This is a genomic window from Mesorhizobium sp. CNPSo 4688, assembly GCF_057784295.1.
Genome location: NZ_JBWLUY010000009.1, coordinates 264,129 through 282,369 on the forward strand (window position 1 = coordinate 264,129; position 18,241 = coordinate 282,369).

Annotated in this window: 20 protein-coding genes; 13 read left to right on the forward strand and 7 right to left on the reverse strand. The window is 63.1% G+C overall.

Annotation, left to right across the window (positions count from 1 at the left end; all coding sequences use genetic code 11):
• Positions 1 to 69: 69 nt before the first annotated feature.
• Positions 70 to 774 (reverse strand): SOS response-associated peptidase, encoded by a 705-nt coding sequence (locus tag AC04SH_RS19160; protein ID WP_488576220.1) that lies wholly within the window; start codon positions 772 to 774, stop codon positions 70 to 72.
• 186 nt (positions 775 to 960) lie between these two features.
• Here AC04SH_RS19160 and AC04SH_RS19165 point away from each other — a divergent pair, with 186 nt between their 5' ends.
• A complete protein-coding gene (locus tag AC04SH_RS19165) occupies positions 961 to 1,314 on the forward strand; it encodes a SnoaL-like domain-containing protein (protein ID WP_488576221.1) in 354 nt (117 codons plus the stop codon).
• An 88-nt stretch (positions 1,315 to 1,402) separates the two neighbouring features.
• Here AC04SH_RS19165 and AC04SH_RS19170 read toward each other — a convergent pair whose 3' ends face one another.
• Together AC04SH_RS19170 and AC04SH_RS19175 are read right to left on the reverse strand one after the other, a co-directional pair.
• On the reverse strand, positions 1,403 to 1,882 hold the full coding sequence (locus AC04SH_RS19170) for an SRPBCC family protein (protein WP_488576222.1): 480 nt from the start codon (positions 1,880 to 1,882) through the stop codon (positions 1,403 to 1,405).
• On the reverse strand, positions 1,879 to 2,235 hold the full coding sequence (locus AC04SH_RS19175; protein WP_488576223.1) for an ArsR/SmtB family transcription factor: 357 nt from the start codon (positions 2,233 to 2,235) through the stop codon (positions 1,879 to 1,881). The genes AC04SH_RS19170 and AC04SH_RS19175 overlap by 4 nt, the downstream gene beginning before the upstream one ends.
• A 169-nt stretch (positions 2,236 to 2,404) precedes the next feature.
• Between AC04SH_RS19175 and AC04SH_RS19180 the strand changes: the two genes are divergently transcribed.
• On the forward strand, positions 2,405 to 2,752 hold the full coding sequence (locus tag AC04SH_RS19180) for an ArsC family reductase (protein ID WP_488576224.1): 348 nt from the start codon (positions 2,405 to 2,407) through the stop codon (positions 2,750 to 2,752).
• A gap of 231 nt (positions 2,753 to 2,983) precedes the next feature.
• Here the strand turns inward: AC04SH_RS19180 and AC04SH_RS19185 are convergent, their stop codons facing one another.
• Positions 2,984 to 4,240, reverse strand: coding sequence for an aminopeptidase (locus tag AC04SH_RS19185; RefSeq protein WP_488576225.1), 1,257 nt, complete (start codon positions 4,238 to 4,240; stop codon positions 2,984 to 2,986).
• Between the two features lie 88 nt (positions 4,241 to 4,328).
• Positions 4,329 to 5,243, reverse strand: a complete 915-nt coding sequence (locus tag AC04SH_RS19190) for a LysR substrate-binding domain-containing protein (protein ID WP_488576226.1) — start codon at positions 5,241 to 5,243, stop codon at positions 4,329 to 4,331.
• A 96-nt stretch (positions 5,244 to 5,339) separates the two neighbouring features.
• Here AC04SH_RS19190 and AC04SH_RS19195 point away from each other — a divergent pair, with 96 nt between their 5' ends.
• The 3 genes from AC04SH_RS19195 (at position 5,340) to sbmA (ending at position 8,374) form a co-directional block, all read left to right on the forward strand.
• On the forward strand, positions 5,340 to 5,549 hold the full coding sequence (locus AC04SH_RS19195) for a hypothetical protein (protein WP_488576227.1): 210 nt from the start codon (positions 5,340 to 5,342) through the stop codon (positions 5,547 to 5,549).
• A 334-nt stretch (positions 5,550 to 5,883) separates the two neighbouring features.
• Positions 5,884 to 6,999 carry a YbfB/YjiJ family MFS transporter gene (locus tag AC04SH_RS19200; protein ID WP_488576304.1) on the forward strand — a complete coding sequence of 372 codons (1,116 nt, stop codon included), beginning with the start codon at positions 5,884 to 5,886 and terminating at the stop codon, positions 6,997 to 6,999.
• 115 nt (positions 7,000 to 7,114) lie between these two features.
• Positions 7,115 to 8,374, forward strand: coding sequence for a peptide antibiotic transporter SbmA (sbmA, locus tag AC04SH_RS19205; protein ID WP_488576228.1), 1,260 nt, complete (start codon positions 7,115 to 7,117; stop codon positions 8,372 to 8,374).
• 35 nt (positions 8,375 to 8,409) lie between these two features.
• Here the strand turns inward: sbmA and AC04SH_RS19210 are convergent, their stop codons facing one another.
• Positions 8,410 to 9,414: a polysaccharide deacetylase family protein gene (locus AC04SH_RS19210; protein ID WP_488576229.1), complete on the reverse strand. Its 1,005-nt coding sequence runs from the start codon at positions 9,412 to 9,414 to the stop codon at positions 8,410 to 8,412.
• A 291-nt stretch (positions 9,415 to 9,705) separates the two neighbouring features.
• On the opposite strand from AC04SH_RS19210, the gene AC04SH_RS19215 reads away from it, so the two are divergent.
• On the forward strand, positions 9,706 to 10,368 hold the full coding sequence (locus AC04SH_RS19215) for a tetratricopeptide repeat protein (RefSeq protein WP_192256206.1): 663 nt from the start codon (positions 9,706 to 9,708) through the stop codon (positions 10,366 to 10,368).
• Between the two features lie 82 nt (positions 10,369 to 10,450).
• A complete protein-coding gene (der, locus tag AC04SH_RS19220; protein ID WP_488576230.1) occupies positions 10,451 to 11,884 on the forward strand; it encodes a ribosome biogenesis GTPase Der in 1,434 nt (477 codons plus the stop codon).
• A gap of 251 nt (positions 11,885 to 12,135) precedes the next feature.
• Here der and AC04SH_RS19225 read toward each other — a convergent pair whose 3' ends face one another.
• Positions 12,136 to 13,056, reverse strand: coding sequence for a LysR substrate-binding domain-containing protein (locus AC04SH_RS19225; RefSeq protein WP_488576231.1), 921 nt, complete (start codon positions 13,054 to 13,056; stop codon positions 12,136 to 12,138).
• 116 nt (positions 13,057 to 13,172) lie between these two features.
• Between AC04SH_RS19225 and AC04SH_RS19230 the strand changes: the two genes are divergently transcribed.
• The 6 genes from AC04SH_RS19230 to AC04SH_RS19255 all read left to right on the forward strand — a co-directional run bounded on the left by AC04SH_RS19230 (position 13,173) and on the right by AC04SH_RS19255 (position 18,232).
• Positions 13,173 to 14,474: an MFS transporter gene (locus AC04SH_RS19230; RefSeq protein WP_488576232.1), complete on the forward strand. Its 1,302-nt coding sequence runs from the start codon at positions 13,173 to 13,175 to the stop codon at positions 14,472 to 14,474.
• A gap of 137 nt (positions 14,475 to 14,611) precedes the next feature.
• Positions 14,612 to 15,796 carry a cell wall hydrolase gene (locus tag AC04SH_RS19235; protein WP_488576233.1) on the forward strand — a complete coding sequence of 395 codons (1,185 nt, stop codon included), beginning with the start codon at positions 14,612 to 14,614 and terminating at the stop codon, positions 15,794 to 15,796.
• A gap of 264 nt (positions 15,797 to 16,060) precedes the next feature.
• A complete protein-coding gene (locus tag AC04SH_RS19240; RefSeq protein WP_477342285.1) occupies positions 16,061 to 16,453 on the forward strand; it encodes an AtpZ/AtpI family protein in 393 nt (130 codons plus the stop codon).
• 62 nt (positions 16,454 to 16,515) lie between these two features.
• Positions 16,516 to 17,274 carry a F0F1 ATP synthase subunit A gene (locus AC04SH_RS19245; protein ID WP_352557343.1) on the forward strand — a complete coding sequence of 253 codons (759 nt, stop codon included), beginning with the start codon at positions 16,516 to 16,518 and terminating at the stop codon, positions 17,272 to 17,274.
• A gap of 67 nt (positions 17,275 to 17,341) precedes the next feature.
• Positions 17,342 to 17,566, forward strand: a complete 225-nt coding sequence (locus AC04SH_RS19250; protein ID WP_006206606.1) for a F0F1 ATP synthase subunit C — start codon at positions 17,342 to 17,344, stop codon at positions 17,564 to 17,566.
• A 66-nt stretch (positions 17,567 to 17,632) separates the two neighbouring features.
• Positions 17,633 to 18,232, forward strand: coding sequence for a F0F1 ATP synthase subunit B (locus AC04SH_RS19255; protein ID WP_488576234.1), 600 nt, complete (start codon positions 17,633 to 17,635; stop codon positions 18,230 to 18,232).
• The last annotated feature ends 9 nt before the right edge of the window (positions 18,233 to 18,241 follow it).

Here is an 18,241-nt window from a genome sequence, read left to right on the forward strand (position 1 = left end):
TCTTGTCGAAATCCGCATGGTTCGCCGGGTGATCTGGCGAGACGACGATTGAGGAGAGCCGATCCCGGCCTAGAACAGAGACCCCTGCGCCGGCGCCAACTGCGTGAACTTGATCTGTGTAACTGGCTTCTCGACGATCACCAACGCGTCGTCGGTCGCTGTCCGCTGCAAATGCCGTGCTTCTGACCATGGCGCTGTCAGCCAAGCCTCGGTCTCTTCCGGCGTGGTTAGGATCACGGGCATCGCCTTCTCATGAATTAGCGCGATGAGGGCGTTAGGCTTGGTTGTCATGAAGGCGAACAACTCGAAGTCGCCGGGACCGTCCTTGACCTTTCGCACGCCCTGCCAGCGGGTCCAGAAACCAGCGAAGAAGAACAGCGGCCGGCTTTCGTCACGGGCAAACCAATAATTGCGCTGGATGCCTGTGTCTGGGTCCTTGTCGTTCGGTGCAGGGCTGGGTTCGGCAAAGCAGGTCACCGGGACGACGCATCTATGCTCTACGCCGACAAACTGCTGCCAGTGCGAGTATTGCGGATTGCGCACGTTGGTAGTGCCGTAGTCGGCTTTACCCTTCATGCGCTCTGGCGGTGTTGGCAAGCCCCAAAGCATTTTCGCCAGCTCACGCTCTCCGTCGGGTGTGTTGCGAACGACCGGACCGGGCTGATTGGGATAGATGTCGACCGAAGGCTCAAGGTTGCCGCTGATATCGCGTAATGTGCGCGTCCATTGGCGGACAGCCTCTTGCGTCGTCGTGATGTTGTAGAGGTTGCACATACACCTAGCATTGCGGAATTGGCTTGTGTCTGCAACCGACGTCGCCGTCGGCGCCGCCCAACTCGTCGTCACATAGTTGCGCTATATCCATCGTCCTGACACGGCTTGTCAGCTGTCGTGCGGGCAGAGGTGGCGGGCCAGCGAGCGCTTCCCTACTTGCAATGCGTCTGAACAGGAGGAACACAAATGACCATCGCGGATATTGCCAAGGACTTCACCGAGTTGCTCCAGCAGGGTGATCATGTCGGTGCTGCCGAGAAGTACAATGCCGATGATATCGTCAGCCTCGAAGCCATGGAGGGGCCAATGGCCATCGCCCGCGGCAAGGAGGCGCTCAGGCAAAAGGGCGAATGGTGGCAAGCAAACAATGAAGTGCATGGCGGCTCGGTCGAGGGGCCCTATGTCAACGGCGACCAGTTCGCGGTGCGCTTCAAGTTTGACATCACGCCCAAGGCCACCGGCGAACGTGTCACCATGGACGAGGTCGGCGTGTACACGGTCAAGAACGGCAAGATCACCGAAGAGCGCTTCTATTACTGAGGCCGGAATACCGCCGGCATCCGGCTCACTTCGCGGATGACCCAAAATCAGGCGGCCGGGACAACGTCCTGGCCGCCATGCGAAAAACTCAAATCGTCTTCACATATTGCGCCAGCTGATCGGCCACCGTGCCCCAGCCGTCGAAGAAACCCATCTCTTCATGGTTGTTGCGGGTCGCCGCATCGCGGTGGATGGCGGTGGCCGTGTAGCGCGTGCCCTTGCCGTCCGGATGCAAGGAAATCACCGCGGTGATGAAGGGCTCGCCCGACGGCCGATAGCCCGGCAGCAGCGCATCCGTCCACACCAGCCGCTCGTTCTCCACGATCTCGAGATAGCAGCAATGGCGGTCGTTGACCTCTGTGCCGTCGGGCGACTGCATGCGTGTCCGGAATAGCCCGCCCGGTCTGAGGTCGATCTCGCAATCGGTGATCAGCCAGGGCTTTGGGGTGAACCATTGCTTGACATGCTCCGGCACCGTCATGGCGCGCCACAAGAGTTCGCGCGGCGCATCGAGCTTGCGCTCCAGCATCAGGTCCAGCCTGGGGTCGGCCTTGAAGGGATAGCTCACTTTTCCTGCTCCTTGAGGCTCATCACATAGGCGTCGAACTGATCGAGGCGGCGCTCCCACAGCGCGCGCTGTTCGGCCAGCCAGTTTTCGGCAAGCTGCAGCGGCTCGGGCGCCAGCTGGTAGGTCCTGGTGCGGCCGATCTTTTCCGAACGCACCAGCCCGCAGCTTTCCAGCACTTTGAGGTGCTCGATGAAGGAAGGCAGCGCCATCTCGAAAGGCTGCGCCAGTTCGCTGACCGAGGCCGGGCTGCGGTTGAGCCGTTCAACCACACGCCGCCGCGTCGGGTCGGCCAGCGCGCGAAAGATGCCGTCGATCGGCGGAGGGCTGGGATTTGCGGTGTGGAGGCTTGGCATGGTCGGTTCCTGAGTTGCCGTTAAAAGCTGCGCAAAAATACTTAGGAAATTTCCTTAGTATTGGCAAGCCCTAAAAATGCACCGATGTCGGCCGGGGTGCTGGCAAAGCGGAAAGGGCGGTTTTAGGCTGTCTGGCGGATTCGACTGTCAGCCCAAGGGAAGCACGCCTTTGACGATCACCATGTACGGCATCACCACCTGCGACACGATCAGGAAGGCGCGCACCTGGCTGGAGGGCCATGAGGTGCCCTACCGGTTCCACGACTACCGGGCCGAAGGGATAGAGGCTGAAAAGCTGGACGGCTGGGTCGGCAAGGTCGGCTGGGAAAAGCTGCTCAACAAGGGCAGCACCACCTTCCGCGAACTGCCGGACAAGGACAAGCAGGGCCTCGACGAGAAGAAAGCCAAGAAGCTGATGCTGGCCAATCCGACGATTATCAAGCGGCCGGTGCTGGAGGTTGGGGATCGGATTTTGGTTGGGTTCAAGGCTGATGTTTATGAGGCGGCGGTGAAGTAGGCGAGACGATGAAGCCGCTAATCTCCCCCCTTGCGGGGGAGATGGCCGGCAGGCCAGAGGGGGATGTGAAGGAACGCGGCTTGGCTCGATTTCTAACGCATACTTTTCTCGGTAAGCATGTGGCCCTAGCTGTCAGGCCGGAGGGACAGCACCCCCCTCTGCCCTGCCGGGCATCTCCCCCGCAAGGGGGGAGATTGGACGTCACCGCGGCTTTCGCCAATCGTCGGCCTGCTACGCCCATTCACCCTTGCGCATCACCGGCACCTTGCGGCCATCCTTGTGGACGCCGTCAATATCGATCTGGTTCGAGCCGATCATCCAGTCGATGTGGATGAAGCTTTTATTGCCGCCACGCTGGGCGATCTCGTCCTGGCTGAGCGAAGCGCCATTGACGAAGCATTTCGAATAGCACTGCCCGAGCGCGATGTGGCAGGCGGCGTTCTCGTCGAACAGCGTGTTGAAGAACAACAGCCCGCTGGCCGAGATCGGCGAGGAGTGCGGCACCAGCGCCACTTCGCCGAGCCGGCGCGAGCCTTCGTCCGTGTCGAGCACCTTCTTCAAAACGTCTTCGCCCTTCGAGGCCTTGGCCTCGACGATCCTGCCGTCCTCGAAGCGCACCGAAATCTCGTCGATCAGCGTGCCCTGGTAGGACAGCGGCTTGGTCGAGGAGACATGGCCGGAAACCCGCCGTGCATGCGGCGTGGTGAAGACCTCCTCGGTCGGGATGTTGGGGTTGCAGGTGACGCCGTTCTTGGCCGTCGAGGCGCCGCCCATCCATTCATGGCCGTCAGCCAGCCCTACGGTGAGGTCGGTGCCTGGGCCGGTGAAATGCAGGGCATGGAAATTGTGCTCGTTCAGCCACTCGGTGCGGCCGCGCAGCGCTGCATTGTGCGCCGTCCAGTTTGCGATCGGATCTTCCACATCGACCCGCGATGCCGCAAAGATCGCATCGGCGAGCTTGACCACAGCGATATCGTCGGCATCGCCAGGAAAGACCTGTTTTGCCCAGGCGAGATCCGGATAGGCGACGATGTTCCAGTTGATGTCGAAGCCGGTGATCTTTTCCAGCGCCGGCTGGTAGGCCATCGAGTTCGCCTTGTTGGCCCGTGCCACCTTCGAAGGATCTTGCGCCGACAGCAGCGACGGGTCTTCGCCGCGCACCGCAAGCCGCGCCGCATTGTTGGAAAAGGCTCTCGCCATGCCCTCATACATCCAGCCGGCGGCGCGGTCGAAGCCCGCGTCCGCGCCGTAGCGGAAGCGCGCCAGCGTGATTTCGTCATCGTTGAAGATCGGCGTTACCAGCCCGGCGCCGGCCTTGTAGGCGTGTTCGACGATGCGCCTGGTCAGCGGCAGGGCTGCGATCGACGAGGTCAGCACTAGGTCCTGCCCTGGCTGCAACTGCAGCCCGACCTTGATGGCGACTTCGGCCAACCTGTCGAGCTTCACCGGGTCGATCGTTGCGGAGACGCCGCGCGAATGTGTGGTCATGATCCTGCCTGCCTTGGTCTTTTGGGGGTGAAGGTTTCAACATAGAGCGGCGCGGCTGTGCTTTCCAGCATCGTCGCGACGCCAGCGTTTACGCAGCGCTATCGAGCGACCGGAACTGCGCCACGGTTGCCGCGATCTCCTCGCGGATCCAGATCTTGAAATCGCGCACCTTGCGGCTTTCGGTTTTGGTCGCCGAGGTCACCAGCCAGTAGCCGAGTCCGCTCTGTGCCCGCACGCCGAAAGGCGTGACAAGGCGGCCGTCGGCCAGCGCGTCGGCGGCGAGCAACTGCCAGCCGAGCATGACGCCATGGCCGGCGATCGCCGATTCCAGGCACAGCATAGGGTCGGTGAAGCGCGCCCCCTTGCGGAAGGTCACCGGCTCGACTCCGGCGGCGGCAAACCAGCTCTCCCAGGTGATCATCGCCCGCTCGTCGGTGATGGCGCAGGTCTGCGCAAGGTCGCCGATCGACTTCAATTTTTCTGCGATCGCCGGCGCGCAGACCGGAAACACTTCCTGCGTCAGAAGCAGCTCTGCCCGTCCGCCCGGCCATTTGCCGTCGCCAAGCCGGATGGCGATATCGATGTCTGAGCGCTCGAGATCGGCCAGCCGGACCGAGGCGTCGATGCGCAGGAGCACGTTGGGATGCCGGTCGAAATGCCGCGACAGCCGCGGCAGCAGCCATTTCGAGGCGAAGGCGGGCGCCACCGAAACCACCAGCGTGCACTGGTGTGCCTCGTCGGCAAGCGCCACCGCCTGCGCAAGTTCGCGAAAACCGGCGCCCAGCCTGGCGGAAAACATCCTGCCGAACTCGGTCAGCACCAGCCCGCTTGCGGTTCGTTCGAACAGCGCCTGTCCGAGTTGCTTCTCGGTGCGGTTGATCTGCTGGCTGACGGCGCTGACCGAGACGTTGAGTTCGCCGGCGGCCGCCGCGAGCGAGCCGAGGCGGGCAACGGTTTCGACGGCGCGCAAGCCGTTGAGATGGACGCGGTTCAGCATAGCCATTTCAGTTTTTCTAAACCGGCTCGGCTGAAATCTCAATTGAAAGACAACCCGACAAGGCAGATTTTAGGGGGGGACAGTCAGACCGAGGAGGCGAGGATGGTGACGCTCCTATCATTGCTCAAGATCTTTGCGGCCGTGGGCGCGCGGCGAGCCCCGCGCCAGAATGGCGATGCCGTCAATTGCGCGACCGATCCGCTGTCTCATCCGGTGCTCGACACCATGTCGGAGCGCGAACTCGGCGACATTCCGTTCCGGTTGACGGCGCGGCGCACCGCCTACGAGACCGGTGCTGTCGGCTGCCACTGAAAATCGCGACCGCGGCAAGAAAGATAGAGGCGATGCTGTCGACGCCGGCACCACCCCTTATTGCGCTGAAGTTTTCGCCAACCACCGGCGCTGCAGGAAAGGGCGCTGAGGCGGCCGATTAGCCCCCTTCTCCCCGTTCTACGGGGAGAAGGTGCCGGCAGGCGGATGAGGGGCGGCGCTGACGCAGAAGTTTTCGCGCCAATCTGTGCAACCGGGCGTTTCGCCAAAGCTGCTGCCCTGGACCAATTCAAGCGCATTGTCTCCCCACCGGGCACCCTTATTGTGCGCTGCAATGAATGCCGCACCGTCACCTCTTCGTCTCGCTCTCGCCGGCATGATTGCCATGGCCGTTGCCATGGGCATCGGCCGCTTCGTCTACACGCCGATCCTGCCCGGCATGATGGAAGAACTGCATCTGTCGCCGGCCGATGCCGGCTGGATCGCCTCGGCCAACTATCTCGGCTACCTCGTCGGCGCGCTCGCCGCAGCTGGCGGCTGGGCGCATGGGCGCGAACGCCTGCTGATGTTTGGTGGCCTTGCCGCCAGTGCTGCGCTGGCCGCCCTGATGGGGCTGGCCGACACGATGACCGCCTTCATCGTCATCCGTTTCCTCGCCGGTCTCGCCAGCGCCTTCGTCATGGTGTTCATGGCCAGCATCGTCTTTGGTCATCTGGCTGCCGCCAACAGAAGCGACCTGCAGGCGCTGCATTTCGGCGGCGTCGGCCTCGGCATCGCCGCATCCTCGGCGCTGATGGCTCTTCTGGTCACCGACCATGCCGGCTGGCCGGCGGGCTGGCTGTGGTCGGGCGCGATTTCGGCTGCCGGCCTGGCGCTGGTCGCCTGGCTCGCCGGTTCCACCGCACCTACCAACGGCGTGGCCGGCCGCGAACCGGCGCTGCCCAAGGATACGTCACTGGTGAAGGTCATCGTCGCGTACGGCCTGTTCGGCTTCGGCTATGTGGTGACGGCGACGTTCCTTGTCGCCATCGTCCGCCAGGGTGGCGGCGGCCGCGTTTTCGAGGCAACCGTCTGGATGGTCACCGGCCTTGCCGGCTTTCCCTCGGTTTGGCTCTGGCAGAAGATTGCGGCGCGGATCGGGCTCTACGCAGCCTATGCGCTGGGCTGCCTGGTCGAGGTGGTCGGGGTCACCGCCAGCGTCGCCATGGGTGGCACCGTCGGGCCGCTGCTGGCAGGCGTCCTGCTCGGCGGCACCTTCATCGCCATCACCGCGCTCGGCCTGCAGACGGCAAGGCTGCTCGTGCCACAGGCGCCGCGCCGCATCTTCGCGCTGATGACTGCGTCCTTCGGCATCGGCCAGATCGTCGGCCCGATCGTCGCCGGCCTGCTGGCGCAGGCGTCTGGCAACTTCTTCCTCGCCTCGATCGTGGCTGCTGCCGTATTGCTGGTATCTGCTGGGATCACCTGGTCGGCCGCGCCAAAATCGCCATGATTGTGGTCTTGCTCGATGCCGGGCATCGGGCACGGGCATTTGCTTTCCACCTAATGTGTGACTTTATGCCCGCTGAACCCCGCTGATTTGCGCATCGACCGAGGAAATCGCCACAGTGTTCGTATCCTTCTTCCCGCAGCCGAAGCTGTTCTTCTCTTCGGCCGCCATCTGGAGCCTTGCCGCAATCCTGTTCTGGTTCTTTGGAGGTGAGCAGTTGGGGGCCTTGTTCGGCATGCCACCGGCCGCCGCCGACGCGCCGCCCATCATCGGCATCGCCATCCTCGTGTCGAAGCCATTCCTTTGGTTCTATCTCTATTTCGCGTTCTGCGTGCTCGTGTTCTACGCGTTCTGGAGCTGGTATTCACCGCATCCCTGGCAGCGCTGGTCCATCCTGATGACGGCGGTCGTCCTGTTCTTCATCTATTTCAATGTGCAGGTCAGCGTCGCCGTCAACGCCTGGTACGGCCCCTTCTTTGATTATGTGCAGGGGCTGATGTCCGGGACGGGAAAGTCAACCAGTGGCGAATTCTACATCGGATTGGCCGACTTTTCATGGCTCGCGCTGGTTGGCATGAATGTGCAGGTGGTCAATGCCTTCATCGTCAGCCACTGGATCTTCCGCTGGCGCACGGCGATGAACAACTATTTCGTCGAGAACTGGGGCAGACTTCGCCATATCGAGGGCGCCTCGCAACGTATCCAGGAAGATACAATGCGCTTCTCGCAGATCATGGAGGATCTCGGCGCTACCTTCGTCCAGTCAATTATGACCTTGATTGCATTCCTGCCGGTGATGATCCAATTGCAGTCCCACATCAGTGAGTTGCCGATTGTCGGTGCGATCCCTCAGCCATTGGTGGTCGCGGCACTGGCCTGGTGTCTGTTCGGAACGATCTCGGTCATGGTCGCCGGTCTGAAGCTTCCGGGACTACAATTCCGTAACCAGCGCGTTGAAGCTGCTTACCGCAAGGAACTGGTCTACGGCGAGGACCATGCGGACAGAGCCCAGCCAGCCACCACTGCCGAGCTGTTCGCGAATGTTCGTCACAACTATTTCAGGCTCTATTTCCACTACATCTATTTCAACGTTGTCCGTTACACCTACCTGCAGGCCGACAACATTTTCTCACTGCTGATCCTGGGGCCGTCACTGGTTGCGCACAAGATCACCTTTGGCGCGCTGAACCAGATCTCGAACGCCTTCGGCAAGGTTACCGGGTCTCTGCAGTTCCTGCTCACCTCCTGGTCGACCATCGTTGAACTTCAGTCGGTTCACAAACGCCTGCGCGCCTTCGAAGCGACACTGCAAGGCGAGCCGCTGCCGGATATTGATCGGCGCTACCTGGAGCGGCAGGGCGCCGAAGATCCTGCCTGAGAAAGGCTGAATTTGTGATGCAAACGGGTGGCGGCTCAGCCGCCCACTAATGCCTGTCTCTCGGCGCCGCCTTGCCGCGAAACATAATCGCGAAAACTGATGCACTCGACATCGGATTTGACGCAGGCCTCGTCGGCAAAGCGTTCCAACGCGGTCCAGTAGGCGCCGTTGTTCATCAGGGTGAAGTGGAAGCTGAGCACCAGCGGAATGCGCTTGCCCTGATATTGCTTGTCGAAGGCGGCGCGGAACGCCTGGTAGGTCCGCTCGCTGAACTCGGCCCCCTGGCTCGGTCGCTCGAAGCCGCCGGAATGCCGGACATAGAGATTGTAGTCCATGGCGATCACCGGCCTCCCGCTCGGGCCTTCCGGGATCTGCGGCAATGAAAAGCGGGTGAGGCCGCCGCTGGTCGGCGGCTCGACCGGGCCTTTTGAAACGCCGCTGGCATCATAGTGATAGCCGGCTGCAGGCAGGGCCTGGTAAAGGCCTTTGCTGGTCGAAAGATACGGCGCGCGGAAACCGGTAACGGCATGGGCAAGATTGCGCCAGCCTGCGGGCTCAGGCGTAATGCCGTTGATCGAATAGGCGTTCTCCAGAATGCGCTCGAACGAGGCGAATTCCTTCAGCCAGTCAGCCTTGCTCCAGTCCTTGCCGTCGAAATGGCCGCAGCCATGGCTGGCAATGTCGTGGCCTTCCGACGCGGCGAGCCCGATCTGGTCGAGCCGGTCGGCGACCTCCTGTTTCGAGGCGGCGAAGCCGATGTTGGATTTGCCGGCAGACTTGCCCGGCGGCGTGTACTCTGCCCGCGTCTGCTGCGACAAAAGGAAGACGCAGGACAGAAAGTAGGTGAAATGCGCGCCGGTACGCTTGGCCAGCGCCCGGCTGCGCTGCCATTGCGAGATCTCGCGGGCGCTGTCGAACGAGATGATGACGATTTGCTTCGGCTTGGCAGGGGCAGGCGGCGCCGGCGGGTCGGCGAAAACAGCGCCCGCCGTGGCAAGCATGGCTGTGGAAAACGCAACAACGCGGGACAGGAGAGGCATCGGCAATCTGCGTTTGATCGGGGGCAGTCAAAGCCGGCTATCGGCAAAATGTGGCGTGGGTACGGTCGGTGCCCGGAGCATGATCCCGAAAAGTGGAGACCGGTTTTCGGAAAAGATCATGCTCAAAAAAGGAAATGGAGCCCCATCCCGACCCCGTCGGGATGGAACAGGCTCCAGCCGCCTGCCCGGCGATTAGCCGATTTTCCTGCCCAGCCCCTTCCATGCCGACAAAATTTCGCTAAAACGCGGGCTCAAGAAGCGCCCCGTCCGGGGCAGCAATGGTTTTGATTGATGTCCGACGACAGTTTTATCCGCGAAGTCAACGACGAGATCCGTCGCGAGCAGGCGCAGGCGCTGTGGGACCGTTTCGGCCCGGCGATCCTTGGCCTTGCCATCCTGGTGGTGCTCGGCACCGCCGCCTTCGTCGGCTACCGCTATTGGGACGAGAGCCGCGCCAACCGCTCGGGTGACGCCTTCTCGCAGGCGCTGAAGCTTGCCAATGACGGCAAGAGCGACGATGCGCTGACCGCGCTTCAGCAGCTGGAAAAGGATGGCTACGGCGCCTACCCGCTGCTCGCCCGCATGCGCGCGGCAACCGTCAAGGCCGACAAGGGCGACTTTGCCGCCGCCGTCGCGGATTTCGATGGCGTTGCCGCCGACACCGCCATTCCCCAGGGCATTCGCGACATGGCGCGCCTGCGGGCTGCATTGCTTCTGGTCGACCACGGCTCTTTCGCCGACGTCTCCAGCCGCGTCGAGGCGCTGACCGCCGACAACAACACGCTGCGCCACACGGCGCGCGAAGCGCTCGGCCTTGCCGCCTGGAAGGAAGGCAAGACCCAGGATGCGCTGAAACTGTTCGACCAGATCGCCGCCGATGACGGCGCCCCGCGCAATGCGCGCCAGCGGGCGACGCTGATGTCGGAACTGATCCGCGGCTCGGGCGCGTCATGATACGCGTCGCCCAAAGCCTGCCCTCGGGCCTGACCCAAGGGTGCGCTGCGGTTTGGGCGATGACATGGATGACGAGGGCCGGATGAGCTTCAAAGTCGCCATTATCGGCCGGCCCAATGTTGGCAAATCGACGCTTTTCAACCGGCTGGTGGGAAGGAAGCTGGCACTTGTCGACGACACGCCGGGCGTCACCCGCGACCGTCGTGTCCACGCGGCCAAACTCTATGACCTGCATTTCGATGTCATCGACACCGCCGGTTTCGAGGACGCGGCCGCCTCGACACTGCCCGGCCGCATGCGCGCGCAGACCGAGATCGCCATCCGCGAAGCCGACCTGATCTTCTTCACCATCGACGCCAAGTCCGGCCTTTTGCCCGACGACCGCACCTTTGCCGAGATTGTCCGCAAGTCCGGCAAGCCGGTGGTGCTGGTCGCCAACAAGGCCGAGGCCAAGGGCGCCCAGGGCGGCATGCTGGAGGCCTGGGAGCTCGGTCTCGGCGAGCCGATCCCGGTCTCGGCCGAGCACGGCCAGGGCATGCCCGACCTGCGCGACGCTGTCATCGAAGCCCTTGGTGAGAAGCGCGCATTCGACGAGGAAGAGAACGACGCCGAGGAAGAGGTCGCCGCCAGCGAGGTGCTGATCGGCGAGGACATCACCGATCCGGACGCTGAAGCAACCTATGACGACACCAAGCCGATGCGCATCGCCGTGGTTGGCCGCCCCAATGCCGGCAAGTCGACGCTGATCAACGCGCTGATTGGCGAGGAGCGGCTGTTGACCGGCCCGGAAGCCGGTATCACCCGCGATTCCATCTCCGTCGACTGGGACTGGCATGGCCGCCGGTTGAAGCTGTTCGACACCGCCGGCATGCGCCGCAAGGCCAGGATCCACGAGAAGCTGGAAGTGATGTCGGTGCAGGACGGCCTGCGCGCCATCCGCTTTGCCGAGATCGTCATCATCGTGCTCGACGCCACCATTCCCTTCGAGAAGCAGGACCTCCAGATCGCCGACCTGATCATCAGGGAGGGCAGGGCGCCGGTCATCGCCTTCAACAAATGGGACCTGATCGACAATCCGCAGGAGCTGCTGGCCGAACTGCGCGAAAAGACCGGGCGGCTCTTGCCGCAGGTGCGCGGCATCCAGGCGGTGACGGTTTCGGCCGAGACCGGCCGCGGCCTCGACAAGCTGATGGATGCCGTCATCAAGACGCACAAGGTGTGGAACAGCCGCGTTTCCACCGGCAAGCTCAACCGCTGGCTGGAAAGCATTCTTGCGCATCATCCGCCGCCCGCCGTCGCCGGCCGCCGGCTCAAGGTCAAATATGTCACCCAGGCCAAGACGCGGCCGCCGGGTTTTGTCGTCCAGTGCTCGCGGCCCGATGCGATGCCGCAATCCTACGTCCGCTACCTCTCCAACAGCCTGCGCGAAGCCTTCGACATGCCGGGCGTGCCGATCCGTATAGCGCTGCGGACTTCGGACAACCCATTTGCCGGCAGGGCGAACAAGCGCAAGTGAGCCTCAGGCCTACGGGCAGTGTGCCTTTGCTCAGGGAATTCTTCGCAACGTCGGCGGGACAGCACCCCTCTCTGCCCTGCCGGGCATCTCCCCCTCGAGGGGGAGATTAGCAGTTCCACTGAAGGCGCTTCTCTTTCAACCCTCGATGATTGGCGAAAGCCCACGTGACAGCTAATCTCCCCCCTTGAGGGGGAGATGTCCGGCAGGACAGAGGGGGGTGTGACGGAACGCTACGCTGGTATTCCGGTGCCCTAAGCAACTGCCCTTAGCCCTTCATTCCCCCGCGCACCCTCCGGCAGTGCCTCTATCGCCGCCTGCAACAATATGTCCGCCAGCCGCGCCGCAACCGGATCCAGTTCGGCGTCTTTCTGGTGCAGCACCAGCGCCATGGTCGGCAGTGCGGGCAAACCGAGCATCTGCGGCGCCATCGCCCTGACATTGGCCGGCAGGCCGATATCTGTGCGGATCGTCAGGCCGAGCCCGGCGGCGACCGCCGCCCATATGCCGCCAAGGCTGGGACTGGAGAACACCATCCGCCACGGCAGACCGGCGCGGTCCAGCGTTTCCGTCGTCACCGTACGCAGCAGGCATGGCGCTTCCAACGCCACCAGCGGCAGCGCCTCGCCCTCGCGCAGGCTGGTCTCGATCAGCTTTGCCGGGCCGATCCAGCGCAGCTGCGCATCGCCGACATGTCGGCTGTAGGGCAGTGCCTGGCCACTGTCCCAGGCCAGCGCAATGTCGAGATTGCCTGATGTGATTCGCTCGGCAAGCTCATAACTGCGTCCGATCCTGGCCTCGATCTTGACCTTGGGGTGCGCGCGGGCGAAGCGCCCAAGCACCTCCGGCAACACCGCCTCGCCAAAATCCTCCTGTAGGCCAAGCCTGACCCAGCCTTCCAGTTCGACGTCGTGAATGGCGGAAGCCGCCTCGTCATTCAATTCGAGCAGCCGTCTGGCGTAGCCGAGCATGGTCTCGCCAGCTTCGGTCAACGCCAGGCCGCGGCCCGATTTGCGGAAGATCGGCGTCGCCGCCTGCTCCTCCAGCTTCTTCAATTGCGCGCTGACTGCCGAGGTCGAGCGACCCAGCCGGTCGGCGGCCTTGGCGAAGCTGCCGAGTTCCATGCCGGTGACGAAGCTTCTGAGGACATCGAGATCGAAGGTTACGCGCCGCATGGAAACAATCCTGGTTTCCGGGAATAATAGTCAAAAACTTCCCGATATTCGGGATGAAATTATGGCGGTAGAGACAAGGCGTCAAGGTCCGGAAGGGCCATTACAGGAGTTCCGCCATGTCGATTGCCGACGCAAATTGTGAGCCACGCCGGGTTGGTCGAGCCGCCGCCGTCACCGCCATTTCGAAGGCCGAACGATTTCGCGCCAATCATCGCTGGAAGGTGCTTGGCATCGGCGTTGCCGCCAATGCCAGTTTCTCCGCCACTTTCGCCGGCATACCGGCGGCAGCGGTGTTTCTGCGTTCGGGCTATCAGCTCTCCAACGGCAATCTCGGCCTCGTCCTCGGCCTCCTCGGCCTGGGTGTCGCCTTGAGCGAACTGCCCTGGGGCCTGCTCACCGACCGCTGGGGCGATCGCGGCGTGCTGTTGACCGGCCTCGGCGCGACGGCGGCCTGGCTCGCGCTGATGGCGGTCTTCATCGTGCCGTCGGCGATCTATGTGCCCGGTGTTGCCATGCTCGCCGTATGCCTTCTCGTCACCGGCCTGCTCGGCGGCAGCGTCAACGGTTCCAGCGGCCGCGCCATCATGGCCTGGTTCCACGAGGGCGAGCGTGGTTTTGCGATGAGCATCAGGCAGACGGCGGTGCCGCTCGGCGGCGGGCTCGGCGCGCTGGTCCTGCCGTCGCTGGCCTCAGCCCATGGTTTTGCTGCGGTCTTCGGCCTGCTGGCGGCCGTGAACGCCGTCTCGGCGCTGTTTGCCTGGCGCTGGCTGCATCAGCCGGCGGAAGCCGACAATGCGGGCAGCATGGCTATGGCAAAGCCGGCCGGTCCGGCGCCGCTGCGCAATGTCGAGGTCTGGCGCATCGCCACCGCCATCGGCCTGCTTTGCTTTCCGCAGGTGGCGGTGCTCACCTTCACCTCGGTCTTCCTGCACGATTTCGCCGGCATGGGCACGCTGACGATCAGCGCCAGCCTTGCCGCGGTGCAGACCGGCGCCATGATCATGCGCGTCTGGAGCGGCCGCTTCACCGACCGCCATGGCAACCGCCGCTGGTTCCTGCGCCTCTGCAGCATGACGAGCGCCCTTGGCTTTGCGGCTCTCGGCCTGCTGGTCCTGGCGGCAGGAGCCACGCCGGGCGCGCACGCCGCGCTGATGCCGGCGATCGCGCTGCTGCTGGTCGTTGCCGGCATCTCGGTCTCGGCCTGGCATGGCGTCGCCTACACCGAGCTCGCCACGCTGGCCGGCGCCAGCCGCGCCGGAACCGCGCTCGGCCTTGCCAACAGCTTTGTCTTCATCGCCTTCTTCGTGGTGCCGACAGCCATTCCGGCATTGCTGCTCGTCTGGTCGTGGCCTGGCGTCTGGCTGGTGGGCGCGCTCTGCGCGCTCATCGCCTGGCCGATCCTGCTGCGGCCGAACTGACGATTTTTATCACACCGAACCGGCGTCCCGTTTCGGGCCGGTTTGAAAAAACACCATCGTTAACGTTAACCCCGCATCAAGGTTAATGCTTCACTTTGACTCTCCAGTGGCTCAGTGGCGTTTCTGGAGAGTTCCCCGTGCATCGACGTGTCTTGAAGCGGCTGGCTGCCGCCGCCGGTGAGAAAAAACGTTCCTTCGTATCGCCATTGGTCATCGGGCTCGGCATCTGGATCGGCTTTCCGACCGTCGTTGCCTACCAGGACATGGGCAGCCTGATTTCTGGCCTTGAGGCGTCAGGCACCCGGTGGAACTCTTATGTCGAGCGGTCCGTCGCTGGATCGGTCCATGCCGCCGAAATGCCTTTCATCGATTCCGTCACCACCGGATCGCTTTCGGGCTCGGGCGTGCGCCTGCCTGGCGTCGGCAAGGTCTCGTTTCGCGGCAAGGGCAATGTCGCTGGCGTCACGCCCGACGAAGACCGCATCATGCGTGCCGAGAAGAAGGGCCGCATCATCCAGGTCTCGCCGGTGGCGCCGCCGAAGAACTTCAATGCCGGTTCGATCTTCGAGCGCACCTCTTCGCTGCTGCGGCCGAGCATGGACAGCGGCCTGAAGCTTGCCTTCGCCAAGCCCGGCATCAAGGGCAAGGAAATCCAGATCGCCCAGGCGTTCCACACCCGTGAAGACAAGAAGCCTGATCCCGGCGTGCCGGCGATGCTTGCGGCCCTTGTCAACAACGACAAGCCGGATGTACTGGCCACCGCCTATGCCCAGGCCGAACCCGACTACGCCAAGGCCTCGCCCTTCGAGGCGCTGCTGCAGGACGAGGACCCGAACGATGGGCGCTTCATTCCGCCGATGGCCAAGGGCGATCACTCGTGGATACAGAATCCGCTACCGGCCAGCGTCTTCTCCAAGAAGGAGCAGGCCTGCCTTGCCAATGGCATCTATTTCGAGGCGCGCGGCGAATCCGTACGCGGCCAGGCCGCCGTCGCCCAGGTCATCCTCAACCGCGTCCGCAATCCGGCCTATCCGAACTCGATCTGCGGCGTCGTCTACCAGAACGACAACTGGCTGAACCGCTGCCAGTTCTCCTTCGCCTGCGACGGCCGCAAGAAGCGCATCGAGAGCCCCGCCAACTACAAGGTGGCGCAGGATGTCGCCATGGCGGTCACCGCCGGCAAGATCTTCATTCCGGAAGTCGGCTCATCGACCCATTACTACGCCAACTATGTCCATCCGGGTTGGGCCCGCACCATGCAGAAGATGACCAAGATCGGCCTGCATATCTTCTACCGCACCTATGGCGGCGGCTGGAGCTGAGCCCTTCGGGCTGCCGTCTGTTACGAGCCGCAAAAGCCCCCGGGTGCCGAAATCGGACGCCGGTCGCCGGACGGATTCGGGGCATGTGCCGACCCCATAGTGCCGGGCACGATGTCGCACCTCGGCAAGGGATTGATTTCATTAGAAAAAATACATGACTTTGAAGTCCCGCCCGTGGCTTGACGGGCGCGGACCCTCTAACTATGTTGCCGGCGACTTTAGAAGCGGACGGACGGTAACGGTCTGACCGGGCAGGGGGGTTCGATGGCCGACAAGAATGGGCCACACGGAACCGGAGAAACCGGCCGCGGCGGCAAGCACGAACCTGACATCCGCGATGAAGACCTTGAGCGCCGCCGGCGCGAGCTTGGAGCATCGCTTGCGACAAGACGGCCGGATCGGCTAGAGGGGAATGACGGCGCGAAAGCGACGGCCGGATATGGCCAGGCGCTCAAGCTGTCCAGCGAGTTCATCGCCGGGATAGTGGTGGGTGTGGGCCTCGGCTGGTTTCTGGATCGTGTGGCGGGAACTTCGCCATGGGGTCTGGTCGTCGGCTTGTTGCTCGGCTTTGGCGCCGGGGTGCTCAATGTCCTGCGTTCGGCAGGTGTTGTGGCGGAATTCGGAAAAAGCGAGAAGTCGCGCGATCCGAAAGAATGAACTGGCGCCGCCAATGGCGCATAAGGACACTGAGGCCGTTCGCGGCTTTGACGGGGATGTAAATGGCTGCTGACAAGGTCGATCCGATCCACCAGTTCCATATCGTCAAGCTGATTCCGATCAACATCGGCGGCTATGACCTGTCCTTCACCAATTCGGCTCTGTTCATGGTCGCGACCGTGCTCGTCGCATCGGCGTTCCTTTACCTTTCGACCTCGAGCCGCAGCCTTATTCCCGGGCGCCTGCAGTCGGTCTCGGAAATGGGCTACGAGTTCGTTTCCAACATGCTGCGCGACGCCGCCGGAACGCAAGGCATGAAGTTCTTCCCCTTCGTGTTCTCGCTGTTCATGTTCGTCCTTGTTGCCAACCTGCTTGGCCTTTTCCCCTACTTCTTCACCGTTACCAGCCACATCATCGTCACCTTCGGCCTCGCCGCCCTGGTGATCGGAACCGTCGTTGTCTACGGCTTCACGAAACACGGCCTGGGCTTTCTCAAGCTGTTCGTGCCGCATGGCGTTCCAGTCTTCCTGCTGCCGCTGGTGGTGCTGATCGAAGTGATTTCCTTCGTCTCGCGCCCGGTCAGCCTCTCGGTTCGTCTGTTCGCCAACATGCTGGCCGGCCACATCACGCTGAAGGTGTTTTCGGGCTTCGTCGTCAGCCTGAGCGCGCTGGGCGCTGTCGGCGTCGCCGGTTCGGTGCTGCCGCTGGCCATGGCAGTCGCGCTGACCGCCCTGGAATTGCTGGTCGCCTTCCTGCAGGCCTACGTGTTTGCCGTGCTGACCTGCATGTATCTGAACGACGCCCTGCATCCTGGGCACTGACCAAGAGTTTCCGGCATCGGTCGCCGGATGGAATTGCAACGAATTACAGATCCAAAGGAGTTTTAAAATGGACGCAGAAGCAGCAAAGTACATCGGCGCTGGTATCGCTTGCCTCGGCATGGGCGGCGCGGGCATTGGCCTCGGAAACATCTTCGGCAGCTACCTGGCGGGCGCCCTGCGCAATCCGTCGGCCGCCGATGGCCAGTTCGGCCGCCTGATTTTCGGCTTCGCCGTCACCGAAGCTCTGGGCATTTTCTCGCTTCTCATCGCGCTCCTCGCCCTGTTCGGCTGAGCACTCGAGAAGATTGGACAGGCCGGCCGTTATCCAGCGGCCATGCCTGATATCAGGGGATAGTCCATGTTCGTGACATCTGCCTTTGCGCAAGAGTCCGCACCCGCCACCGAAGGCGCCCACACCGGCACGGAAGGCGACACGCATTCCGGCACCGGCGTGCCTGCCGAGGCGCACGGCACGTTCCCGCCATTTGATCCGGCGACGTTCCCGTCGCAGCTTCTGTGGCTGGCGATCACGTTCGGGCTGTTCTACCTGTTCCTGAAGAAGGTGGTGATGCCGCGCCTTGGCGGCATTATCGACGTGCGCAGTGATCGCATCACGCAGGACCTCGACCAGGCCGCCAGGCTGAAGGGCGAGGCTGACGCTGCCGTTGCTGCTTACGAGCAGGAACTGGCGGAAGCCAAGGCCAAGGCCAATGCAATTGGCCAGCAGGCCAACGACACTGCCAAGGCCGAAGCCGAAGCTGCCCGCAAGAAGGTCGAGGCCGCGCTCGACAAGAAGCTCGGCGAGGCCGAGGCCAGCATTGCTTCCATCAAGGCCAAGGCCATGAAGGAAGTCGGCACGATCGCCGAGGACACCGCTTCGGCCATCGTCGAAGCGCTTGTCGGCGGCAAGACCGGCAAGGCCGAGATCGCGGCGGCCGTCAAATCCGTGGCCCGCTGAGGAGCACAT

Excerpts from the sequence above, each read along its gene's own strand:
- AC04SH_RS19160 (WP_488576220.1), bottom strand. The coding sequence starts at position 774 with ATGTGCAACCTCTACAACATCACGACGACGCAAGAGGCTGTCCGCCAA.
- AC04SH_RS19165 (WP_488576221.1), top strand. The coding sequence starts at position 961 with ATGACCATCGCGGATATTGCCAAGGACTTCACCGAGTTGCTCCAGCAG.
- AC04SH_RS19175 (WP_488576223.1), bottom strand. The coding sequence starts at position 2,235 with ATGCCAAGCCTCCACACCGCAAATCCCAGCCCTCCGCCGATCGACGGC.
- AC04SH_RS19185 (WP_488576225.1), bottom strand. The coding sequence starts at position 4,240 with ATGACCACACATTCGCGCGGCGTCTCCGCAACGATCGACCCGGTGAAG.
- AC04SH_RS19190 (WP_488576226.1), bottom strand. The coding sequence starts at position 5,243 with ATGGCTATGCTGAACCGCGTCCATCTCAACGGCTTGCGCGCCGTCGAA.
- AC04SH_RS19195 (WP_488576227.1), top strand. The coding sequence starts at position 5,340 with ATGGTGACGCTCCTATCATTGCTCAAGATCTTTGCGGCCGTGGGCGCG.
- AC04SH_RS19200 (WP_488576304.1), top strand. The coding sequence starts at position 5,884 with ATGATTGCCATGGCCGTTGCCATGGGCATCGGCCGCTTCGTCTACACG.
- AC04SH_RS19210 (WP_488576229.1), bottom strand. The coding sequence starts at position 9,414 with ATGCCTCTCCTGTCCCGCGTTGTTGCGTTTTCCACAGCCATGCTTGCC.
- AC04SH_RS19215 (WP_192256206.1), top strand. The coding sequence starts at position 9,706 with ATGTCCGACGACAGTTTTATCCGCGAAGTCAACGACGAGATCCGTCGC.
- der (WP_488576230.1), top strand. The coding sequence starts at position 10,451 with ATGAGCTTCAAAGTCGCCATTATCGGCCGGCCCAATGTTGGCAAATCG.
- AC04SH_RS19225 (WP_488576231.1), bottom strand. The coding sequence starts at position 13,056 with ATGCGGCGCGTAACCTTCGATCTCGATGTCCTCAGAAGCTTCGTCACC.
- AC04SH_RS19230 (WP_488576232.1), top strand. The coding sequence starts at position 13,173 with ATGTCGATTGCCGACGCAAATTGTGAGCCACGCCGGGTTGGTCGAGCC.
- AC04SH_RS19240 (WP_477342285.1), top strand. The coding sequence starts at position 16,061 with ATGGCCGACAAGAATGGGCCACACGGAACCGGAGAAACCGGCCGCGGC.
- AC04SH_RS19245 (WP_352557343.1), top strand. The coding sequence starts at position 16,516 with ATGGCTGCTGACAAGGTCGATCCGATCCACCAGTTCCATATCGTCAAG.
- AC04SH_RS19250 (WP_006206606.1), top strand. The coding sequence starts at position 17,342 with ATGGACGCAGAAGCAGCAAAGTACATCGGCGCTGGTATCGCTTGCCTC.
- AC04SH_RS19255 (WP_488576234.1), top strand. The coding sequence starts at position 17,633 with ATGTTCGTGACATCTGCCTTTGCGCAAGAGTCCGCACCCGCCACCGAA.